This window comes from Actinoplanes oryzae, from assembly GCF_030757795.1.
Taxonomy (GTDB): domain Bacteria; phylum Actinomycetota; class Actinomycetes; order Mycobacteriales; family Micromonosporaceae; genus Actinoplanes.
Window position 1 is genome coordinate 1 of record NZ_JAUQWH010000150.1, and the last position, 22,313, is coordinate 22,313.

The 22,313-nt window shown below is 70.6% G+C and carries 23 protein-coding genes; 19 read left to right on the forward strand and 4 right to left on the reverse strand.

Annotated features, from left to right (window positions below):
- Both RBH18_RS34160 and RBH18_RS34165 read left to right on the forward strand, forming a co-directional pair.
- Positions 1–747: glycosyltransferase (locus tag RBH18_RS34160; RefSeq protein ID WP_306214616.1), on the forward strand; the 747-nt coding region annotated here is incomplete at its 5' end.
- Entirely contained in the window at positions 744–1,859 is a 1,116-nt protein-coding gene (locus RBH18_RS34165) for a glycosyltransferase (RefSeq protein ID WP_306214617.1), read from the forward strand. The genes RBH18_RS34160 and RBH18_RS34165, both read left to right, overlap by 4 nt.
- Here the strand turns inward: RBH18_RS34165 and RBH18_RS34170 are convergent.
- The 4 genes from RBH18_RS34170 to RBH18_RS34185 all read right to left on the reverse strand — a co-directional run bounded on the left by RBH18_RS34170 (position 1,819) and on the right by RBH18_RS34185 (position 5,435).
- On the reverse strand, positions 1,819–2,949 hold the full coding sequence (locus RBH18_RS34170) for a phytase (protein WP_306214619.1): 1,131 nt from the start codon (positions 2,947–2,949) through the stop codon (positions 1,819–1,821). The genes RBH18_RS34165 and RBH18_RS34170 overlap by 41 nt on opposite strands.
- Before the next feature lie 48 nt (positions 2,950–2,997).
- Positions 2,998–3,540 carry a hypothetical protein gene (locus tag RBH18_RS34175; protein WP_306214620.1) on the reverse strand — a complete coding sequence of 181 codons (543 nt, stop codon included), beginning with the start codon at positions 3,538–3,540 and terminating at the stop codon, positions 2,998–3,000.
- Between the two features lie 542 nt (positions 3,541–4,082).
- On the reverse strand, positions 4,083–4,874 hold the full coding sequence (locus RBH18_RS34180; protein ID WP_306214621.1) for an SAM-dependent methyltransferase: 792 nt from the start codon (positions 4,872–4,874) through the stop codon (positions 4,083–4,085).
- A gap of 333 nt (positions 4,875–5,207) precedes the next feature.
- Positions 5,208–5,435: a hypothetical protein gene (locus RBH18_RS34185; protein WP_306214622.1), complete on the reverse strand. Its 228-nt coding sequence runs from the start codon at positions 5,433–5,435 to the stop codon at positions 5,208–5,210.
- A gap of 161 nt (positions 5,436–5,596) precedes the next feature.
- On the opposite strand from RBH18_RS34185, the gene RBH18_RS34190 reads away from it, so the two are divergent.
- The 17 genes from RBH18_RS34190 (at position 5,597) to RBH18_RS34270 (ending at position 22,050) form a co-directional block, all read left to right on the forward strand.
- Positions 5,597–6,850, forward strand: a complete 1,254-nt coding sequence (locus tag RBH18_RS34190) for a sensor histidine kinase (RefSeq protein WP_306214623.1) — start codon at positions 5,597–5,599, stop codon at positions 6,848–6,850.
- A gap of 165 nt (positions 6,851–7,015) precedes the next feature.
- The gene (locus RBH18_RS34195) at positions 7,016–7,675 is read left to right on the forward strand and encodes a response regulator (RefSeq protein WP_306214624.1); all 660 of its coding nucleotides are present in this window, start codon (positions 7,016–7,018) and stop codon (positions 7,673–7,675) included.
- Between the two features lie 204 nt (positions 7,676–7,879).
- Entirely contained in the window at positions 7,880–8,377 is a 498-nt protein-coding gene (locus RBH18_RS34200) for a hypothetical protein (RefSeq protein ID WP_306214625.1), read from the forward strand.
- Between the two features lie 449 nt (positions 8,378–8,826).
- Positions 8,827–9,807: an ABC transporter substrate-binding protein gene (locus RBH18_RS34205; RefSeq protein WP_306214639.1), complete on the forward strand. Its 981-nt coding sequence runs from the start codon at positions 8,827–8,829 to the stop codon at positions 9,805–9,807.
- 32 nt (positions 9,808–9,839) lie between these two features.
- Positions 9,840–10,643: a class I SAM-dependent methyltransferase gene (locus RBH18_RS34210; protein ID WP_306214626.1), complete on the forward strand. Its 804-nt coding sequence runs from the start codon at positions 9,840–9,842 to the stop codon at positions 10,641–10,643.
- Positions 10,644–10,669: 26 nt separating this feature from the next.
- Positions 10,670–11,740: a FecCD family ABC transporter permease gene (locus RBH18_RS34215; RefSeq protein WP_306214627.1), complete on the forward strand. Its 1,071-nt coding sequence runs from the start codon at positions 10,670–10,672 to the stop codon at positions 11,738–11,740.
- Complete coding sequence (locus RBH18_RS34220; RefSeq protein ID WP_306214628.1) at positions 11,737–12,480, forward strand: ABC transporter ATP-binding protein; 744 nt, start codon at positions 11,737–11,739, stop codon at positions 12,478–12,480. Before RBH18_RS34215 ends, RBH18_RS34220 begins: the two co-directional genes overlap by 4 nt.
- A gap of 182 nt (positions 12,481–12,662) precedes the next feature.
- Positions 12,663–14,057, forward strand: a complete 1,395-nt coding sequence (locus RBH18_RS34225; protein WP_306214629.1) for a type III PLP-dependent enzyme domain-containing protein — start codon at positions 12,663–12,665, stop codon at positions 14,055–14,057.
- Positions 14,054–15,346, forward strand: coding sequence for a pyridoxal-phosphate dependent enzyme (locus tag RBH18_RS34230; protein WP_306214630.1), 1,293 nt, complete (start codon positions 14,054–14,056; stop codon positions 15,344–15,346). The genes RBH18_RS34225 and RBH18_RS34230 overlap by 4 nt, the downstream gene beginning before the upstream one ends.
- A gap of 1 nt (position 15,347) precedes the next feature.
- Complete coding sequence (locus RBH18_RS34235; RefSeq protein ID WP_306214631.1) at positions 15,348–16,502, forward strand: aminotransferase class V-fold PLP-dependent enzyme; 1,155 nt, start codon at positions 15,348–15,350, stop codon at positions 16,500–16,502.
- Positions 16,503–16,526: 24 nt separating this feature from the next.
- Positions 16,527–17,234 carry a class I SAM-dependent methyltransferase gene (locus tag RBH18_RS34240; protein WP_306214632.1) on the forward strand — a complete coding sequence of 236 codons (708 nt, stop codon included), beginning with the start codon at positions 16,527–16,529 and terminating at the stop codon, positions 17,232–17,234.
- A gap of 189 nt (positions 17,235–17,423) precedes the next feature.
- Positions 17,424–18,248 carry a metal ABC transporter substrate-binding protein gene (locus tag RBH18_RS34245; RefSeq protein ID WP_306214633.1) on the forward strand — a complete coding sequence of 275 codons (825 nt, stop codon included), beginning with the start codon at positions 17,424–17,426 and terminating at the stop codon, positions 18,246–18,248.
- 2 nt (positions 18,249–18,250) lie between these two features.
- Positions 18,251–18,994 carry a metal ABC transporter ATP-binding protein gene (locus tag RBH18_RS34250; RefSeq protein ID WP_306214634.1) on the forward strand — a complete coding sequence of 248 codons (744 nt, stop codon included), beginning with the start codon at positions 18,251–18,253 and terminating at the stop codon, positions 18,992–18,994.
- Positions 18,991–19,839: a metal ABC transporter permease gene (locus tag RBH18_RS34255; RefSeq protein WP_306214635.1), complete on the forward strand. Its 849-nt coding sequence runs from the start codon at positions 18,991–18,993 to the stop codon at positions 19,837–19,839. The genes RBH18_RS34250 and RBH18_RS34255 overlap by 4 nt, the downstream gene beginning before the upstream one ends.
- Positions 19,823–20,620: a metal ABC transporter permease gene (locus RBH18_RS34260; protein ID WP_306214636.1), complete on the forward strand. Its 798-nt coding sequence runs from the start codon at positions 19,823–19,825 to the stop codon at positions 20,618–20,620. The genes RBH18_RS34255 and RBH18_RS34260 overlap by 17 nt, the downstream gene beginning before the upstream one ends.
- Positions 20,617–20,901 carry an ArsR/SmtB family transcription factor gene (locus tag RBH18_RS34265; protein WP_306214637.1) on the forward strand — a complete coding sequence of 95 codons (285 nt, stop codon included), beginning with the start codon at positions 20,617–20,619 and terminating at the stop codon, positions 20,899–20,901. The genes RBH18_RS34260 and RBH18_RS34265 overlap by 4 nt, the downstream gene beginning before the upstream one ends.
- A gap of 378 nt (positions 20,902–21,279) precedes the next feature.
- On the forward strand, positions 21,280–22,050 hold the full coding sequence (locus tag RBH18_RS34270) for a pentapeptide repeat-containing protein (protein ID WP_306214638.1): 771 nt from the start codon (positions 21,280–21,282) through the stop codon (positions 22,048–22,050).
- Positions 22,051–22,313: the final 263 nt, after the last annotated feature.

A 22,313-nucleotide genomic window follows, 5' to 3' on the forward strand; every position in this document is an offset into this window, starting at 1 on the left:
CTCTACAAGTACTTCGGCGGCACCGAGCAGGCCTGCTGGAGCATCATCCGGACGATCCACAACTCGGCTGCCCGCACGCTGGTGCCCTCGCGCGAGTCGATGGCCGCCCTCGACGCGCACGGCGTGAAGCGGATGCACCTGTGGCGCCGCGGCGTCGACGACGTGCGATTCCACCCCGCCAAGCGGAGTACGGGCATCCGCCGCGCCCTGGCCCCGAACGGCGAGACGCTCGTCGGCTTCGTGGGACGGCTCGCCGTGGAGAAGCAGGTGGATCTGCTTGCGGACGCTTCGCGACTTCCCGGCGTACGGCTGGTCGTGGTCGGCGACGGCCCGCACGGCGCGCACCTGCGACGGGCCCTGCCGGACGCGGTGTTCCTCGGGGCGCGGCACGGCGAGCAGCTGGCGCGGATCTACGCGAGCCTGGACGTGTTCGCGCACACCGGCCCGTACGAGACCTTCGGCCAGTCGATCCAGGAGGCGATGGCCAGCGGGCTGCCGGTCGTGGCGCCGGCCGCCGGAGGACCGCTGGACCTGGTGCACGAGGGGCGTACCGGACATCTTGTGCCGCCCTTCGAGGCCGACGGGTTCACGTCGGCGATCGCGGAGCTGGTCGGCGACCCGGAACGGCGCGCGCTGCTCGGCGCGGCCGGACGCGTGGCGATCGAGGGTCGCACCTGGGCCGCGGTCGGCGACGAGCTGATCGGCCACCTCTCCGCCGCCCGGCTTCTCGTCGGAGGTCGTGCGTGAGGATTGTGCGACTCGCGAACTTCGTCACCGAGCGCTCCGGTGGCCTGCGCACGGCGCTGCGGGAACTCGGCACCGGCTACCGGCTGGCCGGTCACGACCCGGTGCTGATCCACCCCGGCGTCAGCTACACGTCGACGGAGACCGAGCAGGGGCTGGTCATCACGCTGCCCGGGCCGGAGGTGCCGGGCATGGGCGGCTATCGGGTGCTGCTCGACCGGCGCCGGCTTGCCGACACGCTGCGCGGGCTGCGGCCCGACCACCTCGAGGTCTCCGATCGCAGCACGCTGCGGTGGGTGGGACGGTGGGCGCGGAGGTACGGCATCCCGTCCACCATGGTGTCGCACGAGAGCCTCGACGGGTTGCTCCGGCTGCTCGGGCCGTTCGGGCGCTTGGCGGACCGGCTCAACGCGCGGACCGCCGCGGAGTTCGACCGGATCGTGGCGACGACGAGCTGGGCGGCCGCGGAGTTCGAGCGGCTCGGGGTTCGGGACGTGGTGCGCGTACCGCTGGGGGTGGATCTTGATCGGTTCCACCCCTCGTTGCACGATCCGCTGCTGCGCCGGCACTGGGCGGCGCCGCGGGATGTGCTGCTCGTGCATTGCGGGCGGCTCTCGGCGGAGAAGAGTCCCGGGCTGTCGCTCGATGCGGTCGAGGCTTTGCGGGCTTCCGGCGTACCGGCGGTGCTGGTGATCGCCGGCGGTGGGCCGCTGCGGCCGCAACTGCAGGCCTCTGCCGCGGCGCGCGGGCTTCCTGCCCGATTCATCGGCCATGTCGGCAATCGCCAACGAGTGGCCGCGCTGCTCGCCACCGCCGATGTCGTCCTGGCGCCGGGACCCGTCGAAACGTTCGGCCTGAGCGCGTTGGAAGCCCTGGCCAGCGGTACGCCCACAGTGGTGCATGCCCGGAGTGCGCTGCCCGAGGTCGTGGGCGGCGCCGGGCTGGGCGCGGTGGACGGGGAATCCTTCGCGCGGGCGGCCGTGGAACTGCTCGCGCGCCCGGACCGGCGAACGGCGGCCCGGGCGCGTGCCTCGATGTTTCCGTGGTCGGCCTCGGTGAACGGATTCCTGTCGGTTATAGAAGGCGCGCGAGCCGGCGCCAGTCGACAATCTTGAAGTTCGTGCCCCCACTGTCGTCCTCGCCGTCATGGACGACGAGAAGGCCCCGGGGATAACCCGGCAGTCTCGCGGTCGTGGCGGCGGCTCCGTCGGAATGCTGGACTCCGTCGGTCCGGGGTCCGTCGGTCACGGCGAGGCTGGTCAGGGGGCGGTTGGTGCGGCGGTCGTAGACGAGGAAACGGCTGTCGCCCTGGCTGGAGATCAGCAGATAGTCGCCGTAGATCGTGGCGCCCTCGACATCGGCGTGAATGCGCCCACCTTCGCCGGGGCCGGTGATCGCGCAGTCATTGTCCTTGTCGTAGGGCGCGCCGAATTCGGCGACGTATTCGACGGCCGTGCGGCGTTTGGTGCGCAGATCGATGCGCCAGAGGGCGACGTCTTCCTGGCCGGCGTAGAGGGTGTTCGTGCGCGGATCGATGACCATGCCTTCGACCTGCGGTTCCTCGCAGGGCGACCACTGCGCGCCGTTCCTCAGCGTGAACGTGGTGGGGAGGTCTTCCTCGTCTTCGCGCACGTAGGTGACCTTTGTGCCGGTCTGCTTGATGCGGAAGAAGCCCAGGCGCGCGGTGTGGCGGCGGCTGACAACCGCAAGATTGCCGTACGTGGCCAGGCCGTAGCCGGTCGTCTGCTCCGCGACCTCTTCCTGGTCCTTGGCGAAGAGCAGGGGCGGGTTGCCGGCCGTGACGTCGGTGAGCCGGGCCGTGCGCCGGTCGAAACGGTAGAAGCGCAATTGGTCGCGGCCGCGATCGGTGACGACGGCGAGGTTGCCGTTCGTGATGTCGACGTTGTTGAAGCGGCCGCCGAGGGGTGCCGGGATGCTCTGCACCTCGTGGCCGGCCAGGTCGTAGACGCGGAGGCCGCCGTTCTTGACGGTGCCGACGATGCGGGTGCGACTGCGGTCGTCCGGGTGGACCCAGATCGCCGGGTCGTCGGCGTCGGCGTATCCGCCCGCTTCGTCGTCGTGAACCGGCGGGGCTTCGGCGTCGGCGGTGATGGTGCTCGCCTCGGCACTTCGGGTCGAGGCCTGGGCCGGGCTCGCGGCCAGGATGAACATTGCGGCGAGCGCGGTCGGGAGTGTGCGGCGCATGTCCAGGGACTCTCGTCGATGGAAGTGGCCGCCGGGTGAACGCGCTGCTTAACAGACCGCCGTGGCCGGAAGGTCGGAGCCGGGGATCTGGCCGGGGGGCCACGGGGAGCCGTAGAGCTCGGCGCAGAGGACGACGGTCATCCACGGGATCCAGGGGTTGCGGAGCATGATCGGCTGAGCGCCCTGGAAGTAGAGGTTGACCGACCAGTCGAGCGGGTTCGGCTGGATGAGGATCAGGTCGCGGAAGTCGTGCTCCTCGGCGCCGCCGCCGCGCGGGGAGGTCAGGATGAGGCGCTCGCTGGTCACGGTCACGCCGTGCCGGCCGCGCGGCTGCCAGCAGTCCTCGCCGGTCGGCTCGGGCGCGTGGCCTTCGGGCTGCTCGACCGCCTCCGTGGGCCCGGTGGTCTCGTCCGCGGTGCCGATGCCGCCGCCCCAGAAGAGCCCGCCGCCGACGTAGACACCGTCCGAGGAGTAGGAGAGCACGTCGGCCGGGAAGGCCCCGTACTGCTTCTCGCCGGCGCGCAACTCGACGGTCGGCGCCACCGCGGCCGGGTGCCCGCCGCGCTGCACGAACCGCGCGAGCAGCCACATGGACCGCCACCCTGCATCGATCTGATCCCGAGTGAATCCCCGCGGCGTCGTCGGGGATGGAACGCTAGTCACGTACCTGAGACTGGCATGGCGAAATGAGCAATGACCAGCGAGTTCGCTCGGCCGTGAGCTGAATTGTCCGTAGCGAGGACGTGACCTGACCGAACAGCCAGTATGCACCCCCCATCGCTCCGTAGTGGAAATCTCCCCTCGAGTAGACCCGCCCACTCCCCCCCCCGGTAGCCGCCCGCTGTTCCCCTGTGGACCGCCGGCCATCGCACCATCGCCCCAGCTGAACGACACAACTCTCACATCGCACGAGTGGCAGTCCGCCCACGTGGGTCAGTGAACGATGCATCCGCCGCCGGGGCACAAGTGCCAGTCCGCACGCGCAACCGCAGGGTCACGGCTGAACGATGCATCCGTCACAGCGGCATCAGTAGCAGTCTGCGCACATGGGTCGGGGTCGGGTCGGAAGGGCCGTGTGGTGGCGCTCATGTGCTTGCCGGCTCACGGCAGCCGGGCTCGGGCCGGGCTCGGGGTCACGGCTTGCGGGCGACGGCTCCGAAGATCGAGGCTTCGACGGGGGTGGCGTGTTCGGTGGCGGCGGGGTCGGGGCGCCACTGGCTGACGGCGACGATGCCGGGGTCGATCACGTCGAGGCCGGTCAGGAACTCGTCGAACTCGGTGCGGGTGCGCGGGTAGACGTCGGAGCGGCCGGTGCGCAGGGACTCGTCCCAGTTGGCCTTGAGCTCGGGGGTCAGGAAGTCTGTGGTCGCGCAGGACATGACCAGGTGGCTGCCGGACGGGAGCGCGTCGAGCAGGGTGTGGACGATCTGCCTCGCCTCGTCCTGGGCGGGGAGGAAGTGCACGACGGCGACCAGGACCAGGCCGACCGGCCGGCTGAGATCGAGGATCTCCGCGGCCGCCAGGATCTTCTCCGGGTGGCGCAGGTCTTCCTCGAGGTAGCGGGTCTCGCCCGCCGACGTGCTGGTGAGCAGCGCCCGGGCGTGGGCCATCACCATCGGGTCGTTGTCGACATAGACCACGCGGCTGTCGGGGGCGATGCGCTGAGCGACCTCGTGGGTGTTGTCGGCCGTCGGCAGGCCGGTGCCGATGTCGAGGAACTGCCTGATGCCGGCCTCGCCCGCGAGATAGCCGACCGCACGCTGCAGGAAGGCACGGTTGGCCCGGGCCGCGATGCGCGCCGCGGGGTAGGACTTGGCCAGGAGGTCGCCGGACTCGCGGTCGGCCGCGAAGTTGTCCTTGCCTCCGAGCCAGTAGTTGTAGCGCCGGGCCGGGTGGGCCACGCCGGTGTCGAACTTGTCGCTCATCTGGGCTCCCCTGGGTCAGGGCCGCAATCCTAATTGGATCTCCACCGCCGCGGTGCAGCCTGTGGATAACTTTGTGGATATCGCTCCGGCGGGTGTCTGCCTGTCATGCCTGCCGACCCGTCCGGCGGCCGCGAGGTCTGCCTCTTCTGCCCGTCTCCGGGCGTTTCATGCACGCGGGTCCGGTGTGCCGGGCCGCGGGGCGGGGAAGAGAGGCGTCACGGCTGGGGCGCTCTGTGGGCGCGGTCGTGAGCGGCGGGCGAAACCCCCGGCGGGCTCGAAGATTCACGACAGCCCGGGTCACCGCCACCGGGTCGACACTGCCATGATCCGCCGTCACGGGCCCTGCCGGCGGGTGCGGTAGTGATGGATGATGAGCGCCGCCGCGCTGGCCAGGGCGATCGCGCCGAAGCCGGCTCCGACGGCGGTCAGGGTGGCGCTGTCGCCCCTGGACGCGGCGATGGTGGACATCGCCGCGTTGGCCCCGCCGCTGAGGATGAGCAGCAGCCAAAGCAGCGGGCGGAGCAGCCGGCCGGGGGTGGTGCTGCCGTCGTGGTCGGTCATCGTCGTGGTCCTCTCTCGGGTGGTGTCCTGATGACGCCTTCCACGCTAGGAAGGCGGGGAGCTGGGGACCATCCCGCCAGGGACCCAACGCCGGTACAGCAGGCTGTACTCTTCCGCCCTGAAGGTGCCCCGGCGACCTTCGGTGACCTAGGTTCGAAGCCATGACGAACGGCGAAGAACCTCAGCGCCGGAGTCAGCTGATCGAGCGCCTGCGCCTGGCTGTGGACGGCCTCGAACACTCGGTCGGAGGCTTCGGCACGGCGATCCTCGCACTGGCCCTGCTGGTGTGGCTCGCCATCGTGGCCGCGGCCTGCCTGATCGGGGTGGGTCTCCTGCTCGTCCCGAGCGCTCTCCAGGCGGTGCGGGCGCTCGCCGACCGGGAGCGAGCGCGATTGTCGCGGTGGGACGCCGAGATGATCGGCCCGGGCGACGTGCCCGACGGGATCAGGGCCGCCCTGCGGGACCAGACGGTGCGGAAAGACCTCGGCTGGATCGGCCTCCATACCTTCTCCGGCATCAGCACCGGGGTGCTGAGTCTCAGCCTCCCGTTGTATGCGGTGCAGGATCTGACCTTCCCCCTGTGGTGGCGCCTCCTCCCGCCCGGCAGCGAGGGCCCGAGCATCGCCTACTGGCCGGTCAACAACTGGCTCGACGCGCTGGCAATCGGCGTGATGGGCGCCGGATGGCTGGGCCTGTCGGTCGTTCTCCTGCCCGGCCTGGCGCGCCTGCAGGCCTGGCCCGGCCGCCGGTTGCTGCCGCTCTCGGGCGATGCCGACCTGTCGCTCCGCATCGCGCACCTGACCGCCACCCGGGCCGCGGCCCTGGACGCGCATGCCACGGAGCTGCGGCGCATCGAGCGGTCCCTGCACGACGGCACGCAGAATCGGCTGGTGGCGGTGACCGTGCTGCTCGGTGCCGCGCGGCGGGCGCTGTCCCGAGACCCGGACACCGCGGCCGAAGTGCTGGAGCGCGCCCAGGACGCCGCCGAGCAGGCACTCGCCGAGCTACGGACGGTCGTTCGCGGCATCCATCCGCCGGTCCTTGCCGACCGTGGCCTGGAGGGCGCGCTCACCGGTCTGGCCCGCGACTGCGCGGTGCCCTGCCAGGTCGACATCGATCTGCCCGGCCGATGCGCGGCCTCGGTGGAAGCGACGGCGTACTTCGTCGTGGCGGAGGCGCTGACCAACGTGGCGCGGCACAGCGGAGCGCGGAGTGCCACCGTCACGGTGCGGCGGAAGGGCGAGCGGCTTCACCTGCGCATCGCCGACGACGGCAAGGGCGGCGCCGACGAGGAGCGCGGGTCGGGACTGACCGGGATCCGCCGGCGGGTGGCAGCGTTCGACGGGCGCTTGACGCTGACGAGTCCGCCCGGCGGCCCGACAACCATGGAGGTGGAGTTGCCGTGCGGGTTGTGATTGCCGAGGAGCTGCTGCTGCGCGCAAGCCTGGCGGGGTTGCCGGGCGAGCTGACGACTACGGGGGTGGAGTTGCCGTGCGGGTTGTGATTGCCGAGGAGCTGCTGCTGCGCGCAGGGCTGGCGGATTTGCGGCGCGGGTCGATGGCCGTGGGAGTGGAGCTGTCGTGCGGATTGTGATTGCCGAGGATGAGCCGCTGCTGCGCGAAGGGTTGGCGCTGCTGCTCAAGGCGGAGGGGCTGGAGGTGGCCGCCGCCGTCGATTCGCCGGGGCCTTTTCTTGAGGCGGTCGAGCGGCACCAGCCTGATGTCGCCATTGTTGATGTGCGGATGCCGCCCACCCATACCGACGAGGGCATTGTCGCTGCCGTGGAGGCGCGGCGGAGGCAGCCGGGGCTGGCGGTGCTGGTGCTGTCGGCGTATGTGGAGCACACCTTCGCGGCGGAGTTGTTCGCCGGGAGTGCGAAGAGCGTGGGGTACCTGCTGAAGGAGCGGGTCGGGCGGGTTGAGACGTTCCTTACCGCGCTGCACCGGGTTGCCGGCGGCGGGACCGCCATCGATCCCGAGGTGATCAGCCAGTTGCTCACGCGGACCCGGCCGGACAGCGGGCTGGAGCAGCTCAGTGGGCGGGAGCGGGACGTGCTCGAGTTGATGGCCGAGGGGCTGGGCAACACGGCCATCGCCGAGCGGCTGGTCGTCACCGGTAACGCGGTGCACAAGCACATCCGCAACATCTTCGCGAAGCTCGGCCTGCCGCCCGACGACATGGCCGACCGGCGGGTCACGGCGGTCCTGCGCTACCTCGAGCAGACCCAGCGCCGATCCTGACGCCGGCATTCGTGGACGCGCGGCAGCACGAGCTGGCCGCCGAGCTGAGGGCGCGCGATGGGTGCGGCCGCGTGCGGCAGCATGAGCTGACCGGCGGGCCGAGGGCGGGCGAAGGTCGCGCCGCTGGGTGCTGCCGCGTGCGGGAGACTGATCGCCATGAGAATAGGGCGACCGGGAGCCGGTAGATCGGCAGCCGGGGAGGGTGTGGCTGCCTATCTCGCGGACGATGATGCGGGGGTCTACAACCTCATCGAGGCCGCAGTTCGGGAGGATGCGGTGACCGCGGCACTCCACCTGACCGGCCTGGCAGCGGACGCCGTTGCCGAGCTGGCCGCCGCGACGAAGACCCGGCCCGCTCAGGTTCTTCGGTCGCTTGTGCAAGGCCCGCTCAGCAGCGTGAACCACAGCCCGAAGCGGCAGCCGGAAGTGCAGATCGTCTACCCGGGCGCGATGGACGAACATGACTGGGCGATGACCGAAGCCAAAGGCTGGATCGAGATAACCCTCCGCTCCGCCGAAGGTGACAGGACGATCCCCTTCTACGACCCGGTCCGGTTGGCGCAAGACGTCGTGGACGCCACGACTGGGACCGGCTACTTCGCTGCGTCGGCCGTCGTTGTCATACCGGCGGTGACGAGGGAAGCAATTGAAGCAGTCGTCGCTCGGATAGCGGAGCGAGGCTACACAGACATCATCTGTTGAAGCCGCTTTCGACAGCTGGAGAAGGCCCGGACACGCTCACCCAACCGTCGCCCCTAGCGCCCCGGCGGCGATGGGCAAGCTGGGTTTTCTGAGCCGCAGTCATCTTGAGGCGGCTGCGCCGTGGAGACGCTGGCCCTGCTGCCTTCCGCCGCGATCGGCCGGTCGCCGCCGTCACGAGCACGGCCGCCGACGCCTGACAGCAGGGGAGCTTTACCTCGGTGTGCTGACGGCGCTCGGCGGGCGCGCTTTTGGTGTCGATTGGCTGTCGCCGTCAGGGTGGGAGCGTGGACCGGGGTGGCGTGACAGGGAGTTCGGTGCGGCCAGGAGACATGACATTTATGGAGGAAGCGCGCGGGGGGAAGAGGGCTAGTGAGGGGTGGGGAGAGATGTGGGACACGTCGGGGAGGGGTGGGTGGTGAAGCGGCGCGCGGGTCGCTAGGTTGCCGCACATGAAAATCATTGTCAGTTTGGTGGCGGTGGTGGGGGTCGGGCTCAGCTCTGCTTGCGCCGGTGGGGGCGGTTTGCCGGTGGAGGCGGCGGCGACCGTGGTCGAGAACTGCGGGCGGTCGCTTGCGGTTGCGGCGGGGCCTCGGCGCGCCGTGGGGCTGGAGCAGAACGCCACGGAGATTTTGCTCAGTCTTGGGCTTGCCGATCGGATGGTGGGGAGCAGCTATCAGACCGATCCGGTGCTGCCCGAGCTGAAGAGCGCGTACGACAGCGTGCCGGTGCTGGCGAAGCTCTATCCGTCGCGGGAGGCGGTGCTGCAGGCCGGGCCGGACTTCGTGTACTCAACGTTCACCTCGGCCTATGCGGGCGACGCCGCGGGGGACAGGGCGGGGCTCGGGGCGCGGGGGATTCCGGCGTACCTGTCGCGGTTTGCCTGTGAGGAGCCGGCGGACGGGGTGGCGACGGTCGGGTTCGACGGGTTGTTCGCGGAGATCGGCGAGGTGGCGCGGATCTTCGGGGTGGCCGAGCGGGGAGCGGACCTCGTGGCGCGGCAGCGGACCCGGCTCCAGGCGGCGGTGGATGCGGCCGCGGGGAGTGGCGGCCGGTCGGTGCTCTGGTACTACTCCGGGACGAGCACCCCCTATGTCGCCGGGGCGGGCGGCATGCCGGCGGCGATCAGTGCGGCGCTCAAGGTGCGCAACGTGTACGGGGACGTGCAGCAGGCGTGGCCCGCCGGCAGCTGGGAGCAGATCGCCCAGCGTAATCCCGACGTCATCGTGCTGGCGGACCTGACTCGGGGCGGCGACGGGGACAGCGCCCAATCCAAGCTGGACTTTCTGCGGAGCAACCCGGTGACCTCGAAGCTTGACGCCGTTCGGGCGGGACGCTTCATCACCGTGTCCGGCTCGTCGATGGATCCCTCGGTCAGGAGTGTCGCCGCGGTGGAGCAGGTCAGCGCCGGGCTGCGGGAGCTGAACCGATGAGCGCGGGGCGGCCGGGAAGCGGGAAGCCGGCCGTGGTGACGGAAGAGCCGACGAGCGATGGGCGAACGATCGCGGACGCTCAGGAGCTCAGCGATGCCGAGGCGCGCCGGCTGCTGCGGCTCTGGGACGAGCAGCAGGCGGCCTACGTGGCGTACCGGGAGAACCGGTTCGAGGTGATGCTCGACGTGGTGCGGGCGCGGCTGGGCGACGGGTTTCGGGTGCTGGACCTGGCGTGCGGACCGGGGGCGATCTCGGAGCGGGTGCTGTCGACGTTTTCCGAGGCCACGGCCGTTGCTGTCGACTACGACCCGGTGCTGTTGCGGATCGCGCGGGGTGTGCTAGGGGCGTACGGGGATCGGGCCCGGGTTTGTGATCTTGATCTGGTGGCGCCGGGGTGGGGCGGCGTGGTCGGGCCGGTCGACGCGGTGCTGAGTTCCACGGCGCTGCACTGGTTGTCGCCGGGGGAGCTGCTGGAGGTCTATCGGGCGGCGGCCGAGTTGTTGCCGGCCGGTGGGGTGCTGCTGAACGCGGATCATCTCCGCTTCGACGACTCGTCGCCGGCGTTGCGGGACCTGTCGGCGCGGCATGACGCGCTGACTCAGGCGGCGGCGTTCGCGGGCGGGGCGCGGGACTATGCCGCCTGGTACGCCGAGGCGGCCCGGCATCCCGAGATCGCTGGACTGGTCCCGGAGCGGGAGCGGCGGTTCGCGGATCGGCCGCCGCAGCCGTTGGCGCCGCTCGAGTTCCATCTGGCGGCGCTGCGGGCGGCCGGCTTCGCCGAGGTGGGAACCGTCTGGCAGTACCTCGACGACTATGTCGTGTTCGCGCGCCGGTGACTCGCCGTGGCGGTCCGGAGAGGACCATGACCAAGCGCGAGCGCCAGCCGGTGACGAGCGGTCATGAGCCGGTCGAGCCGATGACGAACCGCAGTCGTAGCGGGCTCATTCTCGGTATCGGTGTCGGGCTTCTCGGGCTCAGTGTCGCGGCGGCGGTGGCGATCGGGGTCGCTGATCTCTCGGTCGCCGCCGTGCTGCGAACCGTGGCGGCGCACGCGGGACTGCCCGTCCGGCCGCTGCCCTTGTTGCAGGACAGCATCGTGTGGGACCTGCGCCTGCCGCGCGTACTGCTGGCGGGGTTGGTGGGTGCCGGTCTGGCCGTGTGCGGCGCGGTGCTCCAGGCGCTGACGCGGAACGCGCTCGCCGATCCCTACCTGCTCGGCATCTCGGCCGGGGCCTCGACCGGGGCGGTGTGTGTGCTGGTCCTCGGCCTGGGCGCCGGCGCGGCCGCGCTCTCCGGCGGGGCGCTCGCGGGCAGCATGGTCGCCTTCGTGGTGGCCCTGCTGCTCGCCGGTCGCGGGTGGACCCGGCCGGCGCGGATCCTGCTGGCGGGCGTCGCCACCGGGCAGCTCTTCGCGGCGCTGACCAGCCTCACCGTGGTGGCCGCCGGGTCGCCGGACAGCACTCGCACCGTGCTGTTCTGGCTGCTCGGCTCGCTTGCGGCGGCGTCGTGGCCGGCCGTTCTCCTGTGTACGGCCGCCGCGGGCATCGCGCTCCTGATCTGCTGGGCTGCCGCTCCGGCCCTGGACGCGTTCTCGTTCGGCGCCGACGTGGCCCAGACGCTGGGGTTCGCACCGGCGCGCGTCCGGGCGTTGCTGTTCACGGTGACGGCGCTGCTGACCGCGGTGCTCGTGGCGGCGAGCGGCGCGATCGGGTTCGTCGGGCTGACCGTTCCGCACGCCGTACGCCGGATGGCCGGGTCCCGGCACCGGGTGCTGCTGCCGGCGTGCGCGATCGCCGGGGCGACGCTGCTGATCTGGGCGGACACGGCCGCTCGTACGGTCTTCGCGCCCCAGGAGCTGCCGGTCGGAGTGGTGACCGCGCTGCTCGGCGTACCGGCTTTCGCGCTGTTGTTCAGGAGGGAGGCCGCGTCGTGAGGGTGCAAGCCGACAGAGTCAGCCGGCGGATCCTCCGCGAGACGACGCTGGAAGCGCCCGGCGGCTCCTTCGTCGGCCTCCTGGGGCCCAACGGCTCCGGCAAGTCGAGCCTGCTGCGCGTGCTCGCGGGACTGGACCGGCCGGACGCGGGCCGGGTGCTTCTCGACGGTACGGACCGGGCGGCGCTGCCGGCGCGGCAGGTGGCGCGGCGCGTTGCCGTGGTCGGGCAGCACACCCCGGACGACGCCGACATGAGCGTGCTCGACGTGCTGCTGCTGGGGCGGATCCCGCACCGGTCGCTGCTGGCGCCGGCGAGCGCGGCCGACGCGGCGAAGGCGGCCGCGGCCCTGGTCGCCGCCGGGCTCGGCGGGTGGGAGCAGCGGCGGTGGGCGTCGCTGTCGGGCGGGGAGCGGCAGCGGGTGAGCATCGCGCGGGCGCTGGTGCAGGAGCCGGACGTGCTGCTGCTCGACGAGCCGACGAACCATCTGGACATCCGGCACCGGTTCGAGCTGCTGCACGATCTCGCGCGGTCGCCCGTCACGGTGGTGGCGGCGCTGCACGAGCTGGAGCTCGCGGGACAGTACTGCGACCTGGTGGTGCTGCTGGAGGCCGGCCGGGTCGTGGCGGCGGGGACGCCGGCCGGGGTGCTGACCCCGGAGCGCATCCGCGCGGTGTACGGCGTGACAGCCGAGGTGGCGGCTCTCCCAAAAGGCAAGGCGCGGATCAGGCTGTCAATGTGAGGGGGAATTAATTGACAGTTCTCTTGACTCGTATCCGGGATACATGCGCATGCGGCTATGTGGGTCATCGGCGTTGCGCCGCGGTTGGCGGGCGCCCCGCCATCGGTTAGCGTGAAAAGAAAGCTGCTCTCGGTGGGGAGTTGCATTTGACGCTGTCCTTGTCTCCTCGGATCAATGAGTTCGTGCATTCACTGCTCGGCGAAACGGCACTGCTCGGCCGTCTGGTCGAGGCTCTGGGATCTCCGCTCGACGTCGTTCTTCCCGAGCAGGCCGGCCGCAACGTCGCGGCGTTCCGGGCGGTGCACGCGCAGCACCGGCTGGGCGGGCGGATCTACTTCGCCCACAAGGCCAACAGGTCCAGCGCCCTGGTCCGGGAGCTGGCCGCCGGGGACGCCGGGATCGACGTCGCCTCGCTCGGTGAGCTGCAACATGCGCTGGGCGCCGGATTCACCCCCGATCGCATCATCGCGACCGGGCCCAAGAACAGGGCATTCCTCTGGTTGTGTGCGCGCACTTCGGTGCTGGTGCACGTCGATTCGGCCGCCGAAGTCGCCGAGCTCGGCGATCTCGTGCGCGACCGCGGGCTGCCCCCGGTGCGGATCCTGTTGCGATTGTCGGAATTCGCTGCCCCGGGCGTACGGATGGCAAGCCGGCGCAGCCGTTTCGGGGTCCCGCCGGACGGGCTCGAACCCATTCTCGATCTCGTCGGAAAGTACGCGGGCGTCCTCGAGCCGGTGGGCGTCGGTTTCCACCTGGACACGACTGCCCTGCCCGAGAAGGCCGTGGCGCTGGAGGGCTGCCTGACCGCGCTGGAGACCTGTCGCCGGCGGGGGCTGCGGCCGTGGGCCATCGACGCCGGCGGCGGGTTCGGGGTGAGCTATCTCGCCGACGAGGGGGAGTGGGACGCGTACACGTCGGCGCTGACGGAGGCGGTGCTCGGGCGCCGGGAGCCGCTGACCTGGAACGGGCACGGCTACGGGCTGCGCAACGAGGGCGGGACGGTCGGCGGGTCGCTGGGGCTCTACCCGGCGTATCGCAAGGTCACCGGGCCCGCGTACCTGGATCAGCTGTTGCGGACCCCCGCGCCGGGCCTCGGGCGTCCCCTGGGTGAGCTGCTGCTGGACAGCATGGTCGACCTGCACGTCGAGCCGGGGCGCGCGCTGCTCGACCAGTGCGGGCTGGTGCTGGCCAGGGTGCTCGAGGTGCGCGACGACCCCGCCGGCCTGATCGTGCGGCTGGACTGCAACGCCGGCGACGTGAGCACCGAGAACCACGGCGTGCTCATGGACCCCGTCGCGCTGCCGCAGCGGGAGGGGCCGGTCGAGGGCGCGTACCTCTTCGGCAGCCTCTGTCTCGAATCGGATCTGATCACGCGGCGCAAGGTCTTCCTCCCCGGCCGTCCCCGGGCCGGCGACCTGCTCGCCTTCGTCAACACGGCCGGTTACTTCATGGATTTCGGCGCTACGGAGGCGCTCCGGCAGCCGATCGCACGCAAGGTAGCGCTCTACCGCACCGACGACGCATGGCAATGGTGCCTCGACGACCAGTACTGGCCCCTGCACCGGGAGGCAGCATGAGATTCGACGCCATGACCGACGCCATCGGCAACACCCCGCTGGTGCGCATCGATCCGGCCGTGCACGGCCTGCGCCACATCGACCTCTACGCGAAGATGGAGCTGCTCAACCCCTTCGGCTCCCTCAAGGACCGTGCCGCGTGGAACATGCTGCGGCCCCTGCTCGCCCAGGGGGGAACGGTCGTCGAGCTGTCGAGCGGCAACACCGCGAAGGCGCTCGCCGTGCTGGCCGGCATGCACGGCCTGCCGTTCCGCAGCGTCACCAACCGGATGAAGGTCCCCGAGATCAAGGACCTGCTCCTGCTGCTCGGCGCCGACATCGAGGAGCTGCCCGGGCAGGCCGAGTGTCTCGACCCGACGAACACCGAGGACCCGCTGACCCGGATGTACCAGCAGCTGGGCGACGGCGGCTACGCGCACACCGACCAGTACTTCAACGACCTCAACGTCGACGCCCACCTGCACGGGACCGGGCCGGAGATCGTGAAGGACCTGGACGGGCAGGCGCCCGACTACTTCATCGCCTGCGTGGGGACGGCGGGCTCGTCCACCGGGGTCGCGCGGGCGCTGCGGCAGCACAATCCGGACGTACGCGTGGTGGGTCTCGTCGCGCACAAGTCCGACTTCATCCCGGGCATCCGCACGATCGACGAGGCGCACGCGGTCGGCCTGTTCGACCCGGAGAGCTACGACACCATCGAGACGATCAGCGCCGACGACGCGATCGACGGGCTGCTGACGCTCGTGCGCCGCTGCGGCACGCTGGCCGGGCCGACGGGCGGGGGCGCGTACCAGGGTGCGGTCCGGCATCTACAACGGATCGACGCGGAGCTGACCGAGCGGAAGACGGCGGTCTTCATCGTCTGCGACCGGGTCGAGAGCTACATCAGCTATCTGCGCGACCGGCGGCCGCAGCTCTTCAACCGGCCACCGCGGGCCCACGACGTGCGAACGGTCGACGCGGCGGAGGCGAAGACCCTCGGCGTCGCGGAGGCCGAGCGCTGGGTGGCCGGCAAGCGCGGGCTCGTGGTCGACCTGCGCAGCCCGTACGCCTACCAGGCCCTGCACATCGACGGCTCGATCAACATCGTCGACGAGCTCTTCGCCGACCTGCTGCAGGGTGGCCTGCCCTTCAGCCGCCGGCAGCCGGTGCTGCTCGTGTGCCCGGTGGGTGAGAAATCGGCGAAGTACGCGGCGCTGCTCACCCGGATGGGCCACCCGGACGTGCACTCGCTGGACGGCGGCGTGATCGCGTGGCGGGACGCCGGCGCCGAGCTGGTCCGGGACTGACATGGTCGACCTGGCCGGGCTGCGGGACGAGTTCCCCCTGATCACCGCCAATCCGGACGTGGCCTATCTGGACAGTGCCGCCACGTCGCAGAAGCCGCGTGCCGTGCTCGACGCGGTGCACACCTATCTGACCACTGGCAACGCGAATGCGGCCCGGGGCACGTACCCGTGGGCGAACCGGACCACCGCCCGCATCGAGCAGGCCCGCGACCGGGTGCGCCGCTTCCTGGGCGATCCGGAGCCCGCCCGGTCCGGCGTGCACTTCGTGAGCGGGACCACCGAGGGGTTGCGCACGATCGCGCGGGACTGGCTGGCACCGCAGCTGAAGGACGGCGACGAGATCATCGTGCCGTTCGCGGACCACGCGGCCAACATCGAGCCGTGGCGGGAGGCCGCCGCGCTGGCGGGCGACGTCCGGATCGTGCCGATGCCCTATGACGCGGCGCACGACTACGACTACCGGCGGCTGGGGGAGCTGGTCACCGAGCGGACGCGGCTGATTGCCGCCACGCACGTGCACCACGTCTACGGCAACGACATGAACATCCACCGCATGCGTACGGCCGTCGGCCCCGACATCCCGATCTGCCTGGACGCGGCGCAGAGCGCGGGGCACGTACCCGTGGATGTCGCAGCCCTGGACGTGGACTTCGCCGTCTTCTCCGGGCACAAGACGATGGCGTTGCCGGGTGTCGGGGCGGTCTGGGCGCGCAACCGGCGCGGCCCGGTCTTCGCCCCGGGCGGCTGGGCCGGCTCGCCGAACACCAGCGGCATCATCAGCCTGGTCGCCGCGCTCGACTGGCTCGAGGCGGCCGGGCAGGAGCGGATCGCCGCCTGGAACAAGGCGCTCGGGGTGCGGCTGACCGACGGGCTGCAGCGGCTGCCCAGCTATGAGGTGCTGGGCTGTCAGTCGAGCCTCGCGCCCGGATCGCGGGTGCAGCGCCGGGAGGGGATCGTGACCTTCCGGCACCGCGAGATCGGCTCCAACGACCTGGGCTTCATCCTCGCCGGCGACGGGCTGATGGTCCGCGCGGACGGTCACTGCCAGGGCGATCAGGGCGAGAAAACCTCGTCGGTACGGGTCAGCGTGCACGTCTACAACACCGCCGAGGAGATCGACCGGCTCCTCACCGTGCTCTCCGCGCTCGAACGGTAATGGTTTCCGTTATCGTGTGATCTCGTGAACACCGCTCTGTGGCGCGACTCCTGGGAAACGGTGATGGGCGGGTTCGTGCCCGGCCTCGCCGAGCTGGAGCGGACGGTGCACGTCGCGGCCGAGGCTGCCGCCGGTGGGCCGCCGCGGCGCGTGCTCGACCTCGGCGGCGGCCCCGGGGTGCTGGCCGAGCGGATGGCCCGGCGCTGGCCCGCCGCCGCCGTCACGCTGCTCGACATCGACCCCGTCCTGCTCGCGATGGCCCGGGCCGGCGTCCCCTCGAACGTCACCGTGGTCGAGGCCGACCTAACGTCCGACCCGTGGCCCTCGCCGGGCGGGTACGACCTCATCACGGCCGTCATGACCGTGCACTACCTGACGCCCGAGCAGGCGGCCGGCGCCTATGCGACGGCGTGGCGGGCGCTTGCTCCGGGTGGCGTACTGGTTGTGGCGGATCTCATGCCCGACGACGGGCTGCCCGGGCTGATGGGTGCGCTGGAACCCGGCCCGGACGAGGCGGCCGCGGAGCTGGCCTGGGCTCAGTGGTGGGCGAATCTGGAGGGCCTGGAGGCTCTGCTGCACCAGAGGGCCGCCACCTTCCGGGACAAATCGCCCGCTGAGTTCGTGGCGTCCGCGGGCTGGCATGCCGCGGCGGCGCGGCGGGCGGGCTTCGCGGAGGCGGGCGTGGTGTGGCGGTGCGGACGGCACGCGGCGCTGGCGGCGGTCCGTACGTGAACACATCGTCATCTCGCGATTAGACGATAAAATTTGAAAACGATTACCGTTACGGCCCTCAGGATCGGAGTGGTAATCGTGATTCCAGTCAAGCGTGCTCTCGCCGTTGTCGTAGCGGCCTCCCTTCTCTCGGCCTGCGGCTCAACTGCGGACGAGGCCGGGGCGGATGCAGGATCCAAGCTGGCGGTGGTGGCGACGACCCCCGAGGTCGCCGACTTCGTGCGGGCCATCGGCGGCGACGGCGTCGCGGTGACCCAGATCATCAAGCCGAACGTCGACCCGCACGACTACGAGCCCACCCCGGCCGACCTCCAGGCCATCTCGCAGGCCAAGGTCGTCGTGAAGAACGGCGTCGGGCTGGAGGAGTGGCTCGACCAGACCATCTCGTCGGCCGGCTTCTCGGGCACCGTGGTGGATTCGAGCCAGGGCGTGACCCTGCTCGAGGGGCACGAGGAGCACGAGGGCGAGGAGCACGAGGGCGAGGAGCACGATCCGCACATCTGGCACGATCCGCGCAACGCCAAGATCATGGTGACGAACATCGAGAAGGCGCTGGCCGCGGCCGAGCCCGCGCAGGCGTCGGCGTTCGCGCAGAACCTGACGTCGTACTCGACGCAGCTCGACAAGCTCGACGCCGACAACGAGGCCGCCTTCGCCAAGATCCCGGCGGCGCAGCGCAAGCTGGTCACCAACCACGACGCGTTCGGCTACTACGTCGCGCGCTACGACATCGAGTTCGTCGGCTCGGTGATCCCCAGCCTCGACACCTCCGCCGAGCTCTCCGCGCAGCAGCTCACCGACCTGGTCGCGAAGATCAAGGCCACCGGCACCAAGGCGATCTTCACGGAGAGCTCGCTGCCCGCCAAGAGCGCGGAGGCCATCGCCAAGCAGGCGGGGGTCAAGGTGGTCTCCGGCGAGGACGCCCTGTTCGGTGACAGCCTCGGCCCCGACGGCTCCTATCTGGCGGCCGAGCAGCACAACACCGAGGTCATCACGTCCGCGCTGGCGGGCTGACCGTGATCGGCTACACGGGGGTGAGCGTCGGCTACCACGGCCGTCCGGTGCTCACCGGCGTCGACCTCACGCTGGCGGCGGGTCAGCGGCTGGCCCTGGTCGGCCCGAACGGCGCCGGCAAGTCGACGCTGATCAAATCGCTGCTGGGGCTGGTCCCGGTGCTCGGCGGCACGGCGACCGTGCTCGACCGCGCGCCCGCCGCGGCCCGTGACCAGGTCGGCTATGTGCCGCAGACCGACGCGCTCGACACCGACTTCCCGGTGACGGCCGCGCAGGTCGTGATGATGGGGCGCTACCGCAGGATCGGCTGGTGGCGTCCCGCTCGCGCGGCCGACCGCCGGGCCGTACGCGAGGCATTGGATCTGGTGGGCCTGGCCGACCGGTCCGGGAAGCACTTCGGCACGCTCTCCGGAGGCCAGCGCCAGCGGGTGCTGCTCGCCCGGGCCATCGCGGCGGAGCCGAAGCTGCTGCTGCTCGACGAGCCCTTCAACGGCGTGGACGTGGTGAGCCAGGAAGCCATCGTCCGAGTGCTGCGCGAGCTGACCGCCGCGGGCACCGCCCTCGTGCTCAGCACCCACGACCTCACCGTCGCGCGCGACCTCGCCGACATCGTCTGCCTCGTCAACGGCCGGCAGTGGGCCGCCGGGCCCCCGGACACGACGCTCACCTCCGACAACCTGAGACTCGCGTACGGCGGACACGCCATCGACCTGGCGGACGGCCGGACTGTGCTGGTCGACCCGTGATCGAACCGTTCCAGGCCCCGTTCATGGCCCGGGCCCTCGCCGAGCTGGCGCTGCTGGCGCTGATCTGCGGCCCGGTCAGCGTGTTCGTGTTCCTGCGCAAGCTGTCGTTCGTCTCCGACGCGCTGACCCACACGGTCTTCCCCGGCGTGGTCATCGGCTTCGTGGCGGGCGGCCTCGAGGGCCTCTTCGTGGGCGCCCTGGTCGCCGCGCTGGTCACCGCGGTGGTCCTGACCCTGCTGACCCGGGGCGGCCGCATCTCCGACGACGCGTCGACGGCCGTGGTGCTGACGGCGATGTTCTCGCTCGGGGTCGTGCTCGTGTCGCGCCGGTCCTCGTACACCTCGGATCTGACGTCCTTCCTCTTCGGACGCCTGCTGACCGTCACGCCACAGCAGCTCGCCGAGACGGCGGTCCTCGCCGTGGTCATCCTGGGCCTGCTGACGATCGGGGCGCGAGCCATGATCTTCCGCACGTTCGACCCGGCGGGCGCGGCCGCGGCCGGCTATCGGATCGCCTGGCTGGACCTCTGGCTGAACGTCATGGTCGCGCTCGTCGTGGTCGCCGCGGTCCGCGCGGTCGGCACGATCCTCGTCGTGGCCCTGCTGATCGTCCCGGCGGCGGCCGCCCGCATGGTCACGGCCCGGCTCCCCGTGATGGCCGCGGTGGGAACGGCGTTGATCCTGCTTTCCGGGTACGGCGGCCTGTGGCTGAGCTGGACCGCATCGATCGACTACGGCATCTCGCTGACCAGCGCGTCCGCGGTCGTGCTGCTGCTCGTGGCCGGCTACGTGGTGCTGCTGCTCCTTTCCTTCCTGAAGGGCCCGTCACGTGCACTGGTGGGATGACGCGCTGCACCGGGCCACCGCCGAAGTGATCCTCGTCGGGGCGCTGGCCGGCCTGATCGGGGTGCAGGTGGTGCTGCGCCGGCTGTCCTTCTTCACGCTCGCCCTGACCCACGCGTCCTTCCCCGGCGTCGTGGCCGCATCGATCATCGGCGTGAACATCTACGCCGGCGGCATCGTGGCGGGTGCGATCGTGGCTTGCGCCGTGGCCGCGCTGAGCCGGGCCCGCGGCCAGAACGCCGCCGCGGCCACCGGCGTCATGGTGTCGGGCGGGTTCGCGCTCGGAGCCGGTCTGGTCGCCACGCAGAGCGGCTTCAGCCGGGACCTGTCCTCGTTCCTGGTCGGCTCGATCCTGACCGTCTCCCCATCCGACCTGATCGTCACCGCCACGGTCCTGGTCCTGATCGCCGGGGTGCTGACTGTCTTCGCGCGGCCGCTGCTCTTCGTCGGCTTCGACCGTACGGGCGCCCGGGCCGCGGGCTATGCGACGGGCGGCTGGGACCTGCTGCTCTTGCTGACGATCGAGGTGGTGGTCGTGACCGTGGTCCCGGCCGTCGGCACGATCCTCGCCCTGGCCCTGATCGTGGCCCCCGCAGCGGCGGCCCGGCTCTGGTCGACGCGGCTGCAGGTGGTCACGGGGCTGGCGGTCACGTTCGGGGTGGCGTCGGGGCTGGCCGGTCTGTGGGCGTCGAGCCAATGGAACGTCGCCGCGGGCGCAAGCATCACCCTCGCCGCGACAGGCATCCTCCTGCTGTCAGCACTGGCCCGCCGGGTCGCCTCGTGACGGCGCCGGACCTCTCGCGGGCGGTGGCGGTCCTGCGCGGCATGGCCTACGAACACCGCCTCCACATCCTCATCCTGCTGCGCGACCACGGCGAACTGACGCCGGCCGCCCTCACCGCCGAGATCGACGCCGACCCGACAGCCGTCGCCCACCACCTCCGCTTCCTCCTCGACGCCCGCCTGATCCGCCGCGAACGCCGAGGCCGCAACGTGTACTACGCCCTGCGCGGCGAGGCAACCAGCCGCCTGCTGGCCGAGGTCCTCCACTACGCAGGAAGCTGAGCTTCGATTCTCAACCTTGTGGTCTCCAAGTCAGGAATGGATTGCTGGTAGTCGCTGCGTGTTTGGGAGCATCACTGAGTCTCCGCTTCGGTGACCAGCGCAATTGCGGTAGCCGACACGCGGTACTCATTGATCTTCGACGAACCCCGGCGTCCTCCTCGTGGGTGACCAAGGTGGAAGTCATCGGGTGCAATAGGAAGCGTGCCGACCTTACCGAAACGCCTTGCCGCCGTCCGTACTGCATGGAGAACAGGTTCGTCAGCTTCTTCACCTACCGCGACGGCCAGCCGCCGGCGCCGCGGTCGGACACCGATGGGAGCCGCTCCGCCTCAGGTAGTAATGCGGCGACCGCGTGCACCTCGGGGTGCGACGGCCCGGGTGGAGCTGACTACGGTGGGCCAGGTCGATGTGCGGGCCGATCCGTGGCAAAGGGCGACCGCGGTAGCCAGCATTCTGTCGGTGCTTGCAGTCGGTGCAGGGCTCATCGTGACGAATAACTACAACCGTGAACAGCAGCAACTGGCCTTGCAGGGGCAGATCACCGAACGGTTCACCAAGGCCGTCGAGCAACTCGGCCAAGCCGGTCCGGAGAAGATCGATGTCAGGCTGGGCGCGATCCACGCCTTGGAACGCCTCATGCGTGACTCTGTAGGTGACCAACCGGCAGTAGTGGATATCCTCAGCGCTTTTGTCCGTGTCCACTCTCCCTCCCGTCGCGCGGACGACGGGTCATTCACAGGAGACTCAACCCCCCGGCCTGTGGACATTCAGGCGTCCCTGACCGTGCTTGTGCGCCGCAATCCGGACTACGACGGTAGCGCCTTTTTCGGCATCTCTCTGTCCGAAACCGACCTTAGCCGTGCGCGCCTGGGACATGCTTCTTTGTCCGACGCAGACTTGATCGACGCGGATCTGCGCGGCGCAATCTTGAGTGTCGCAGATCTGAGCCACGCGGATCTGGTCCGTGCGGATCTACGCGGCGCGAATCTGAGCGGCGCCAATCTGCGTGGAGCGGATTTGAGCGACACGAAGTTAGACCCTGAGCAGATTTGGTGTGCTCACATCGACGAAGACACCGTGCTCCCGGCGGAGGCCATGCGTCTCGTTTCCAAGGAGCCGGACAATCTGGTGTGCGACGTCCTTGGCTGAGTTTTTGTCAGGACACCTTGACTCGGGAAGCCAGTTAGCGCATCGCGGTGATGTCCAGGCCGGAGCCGTACCCGCGCAGGCGGCACAAGTACAAACCGATGCCTGCCATGCGCGAGGTGAGGCGACCGGAACGACAGCATGCGATCCAGCTGCCGCCAGTACGCCTGACGATGAACGTTGTGCTGCTTGGACGCTGCAGTTCCCGGCTTCTCCGGGCTTACCGGCGTGGTTCAAGTCGTGTCGTGCCCGGTCCAGCCGAGGCG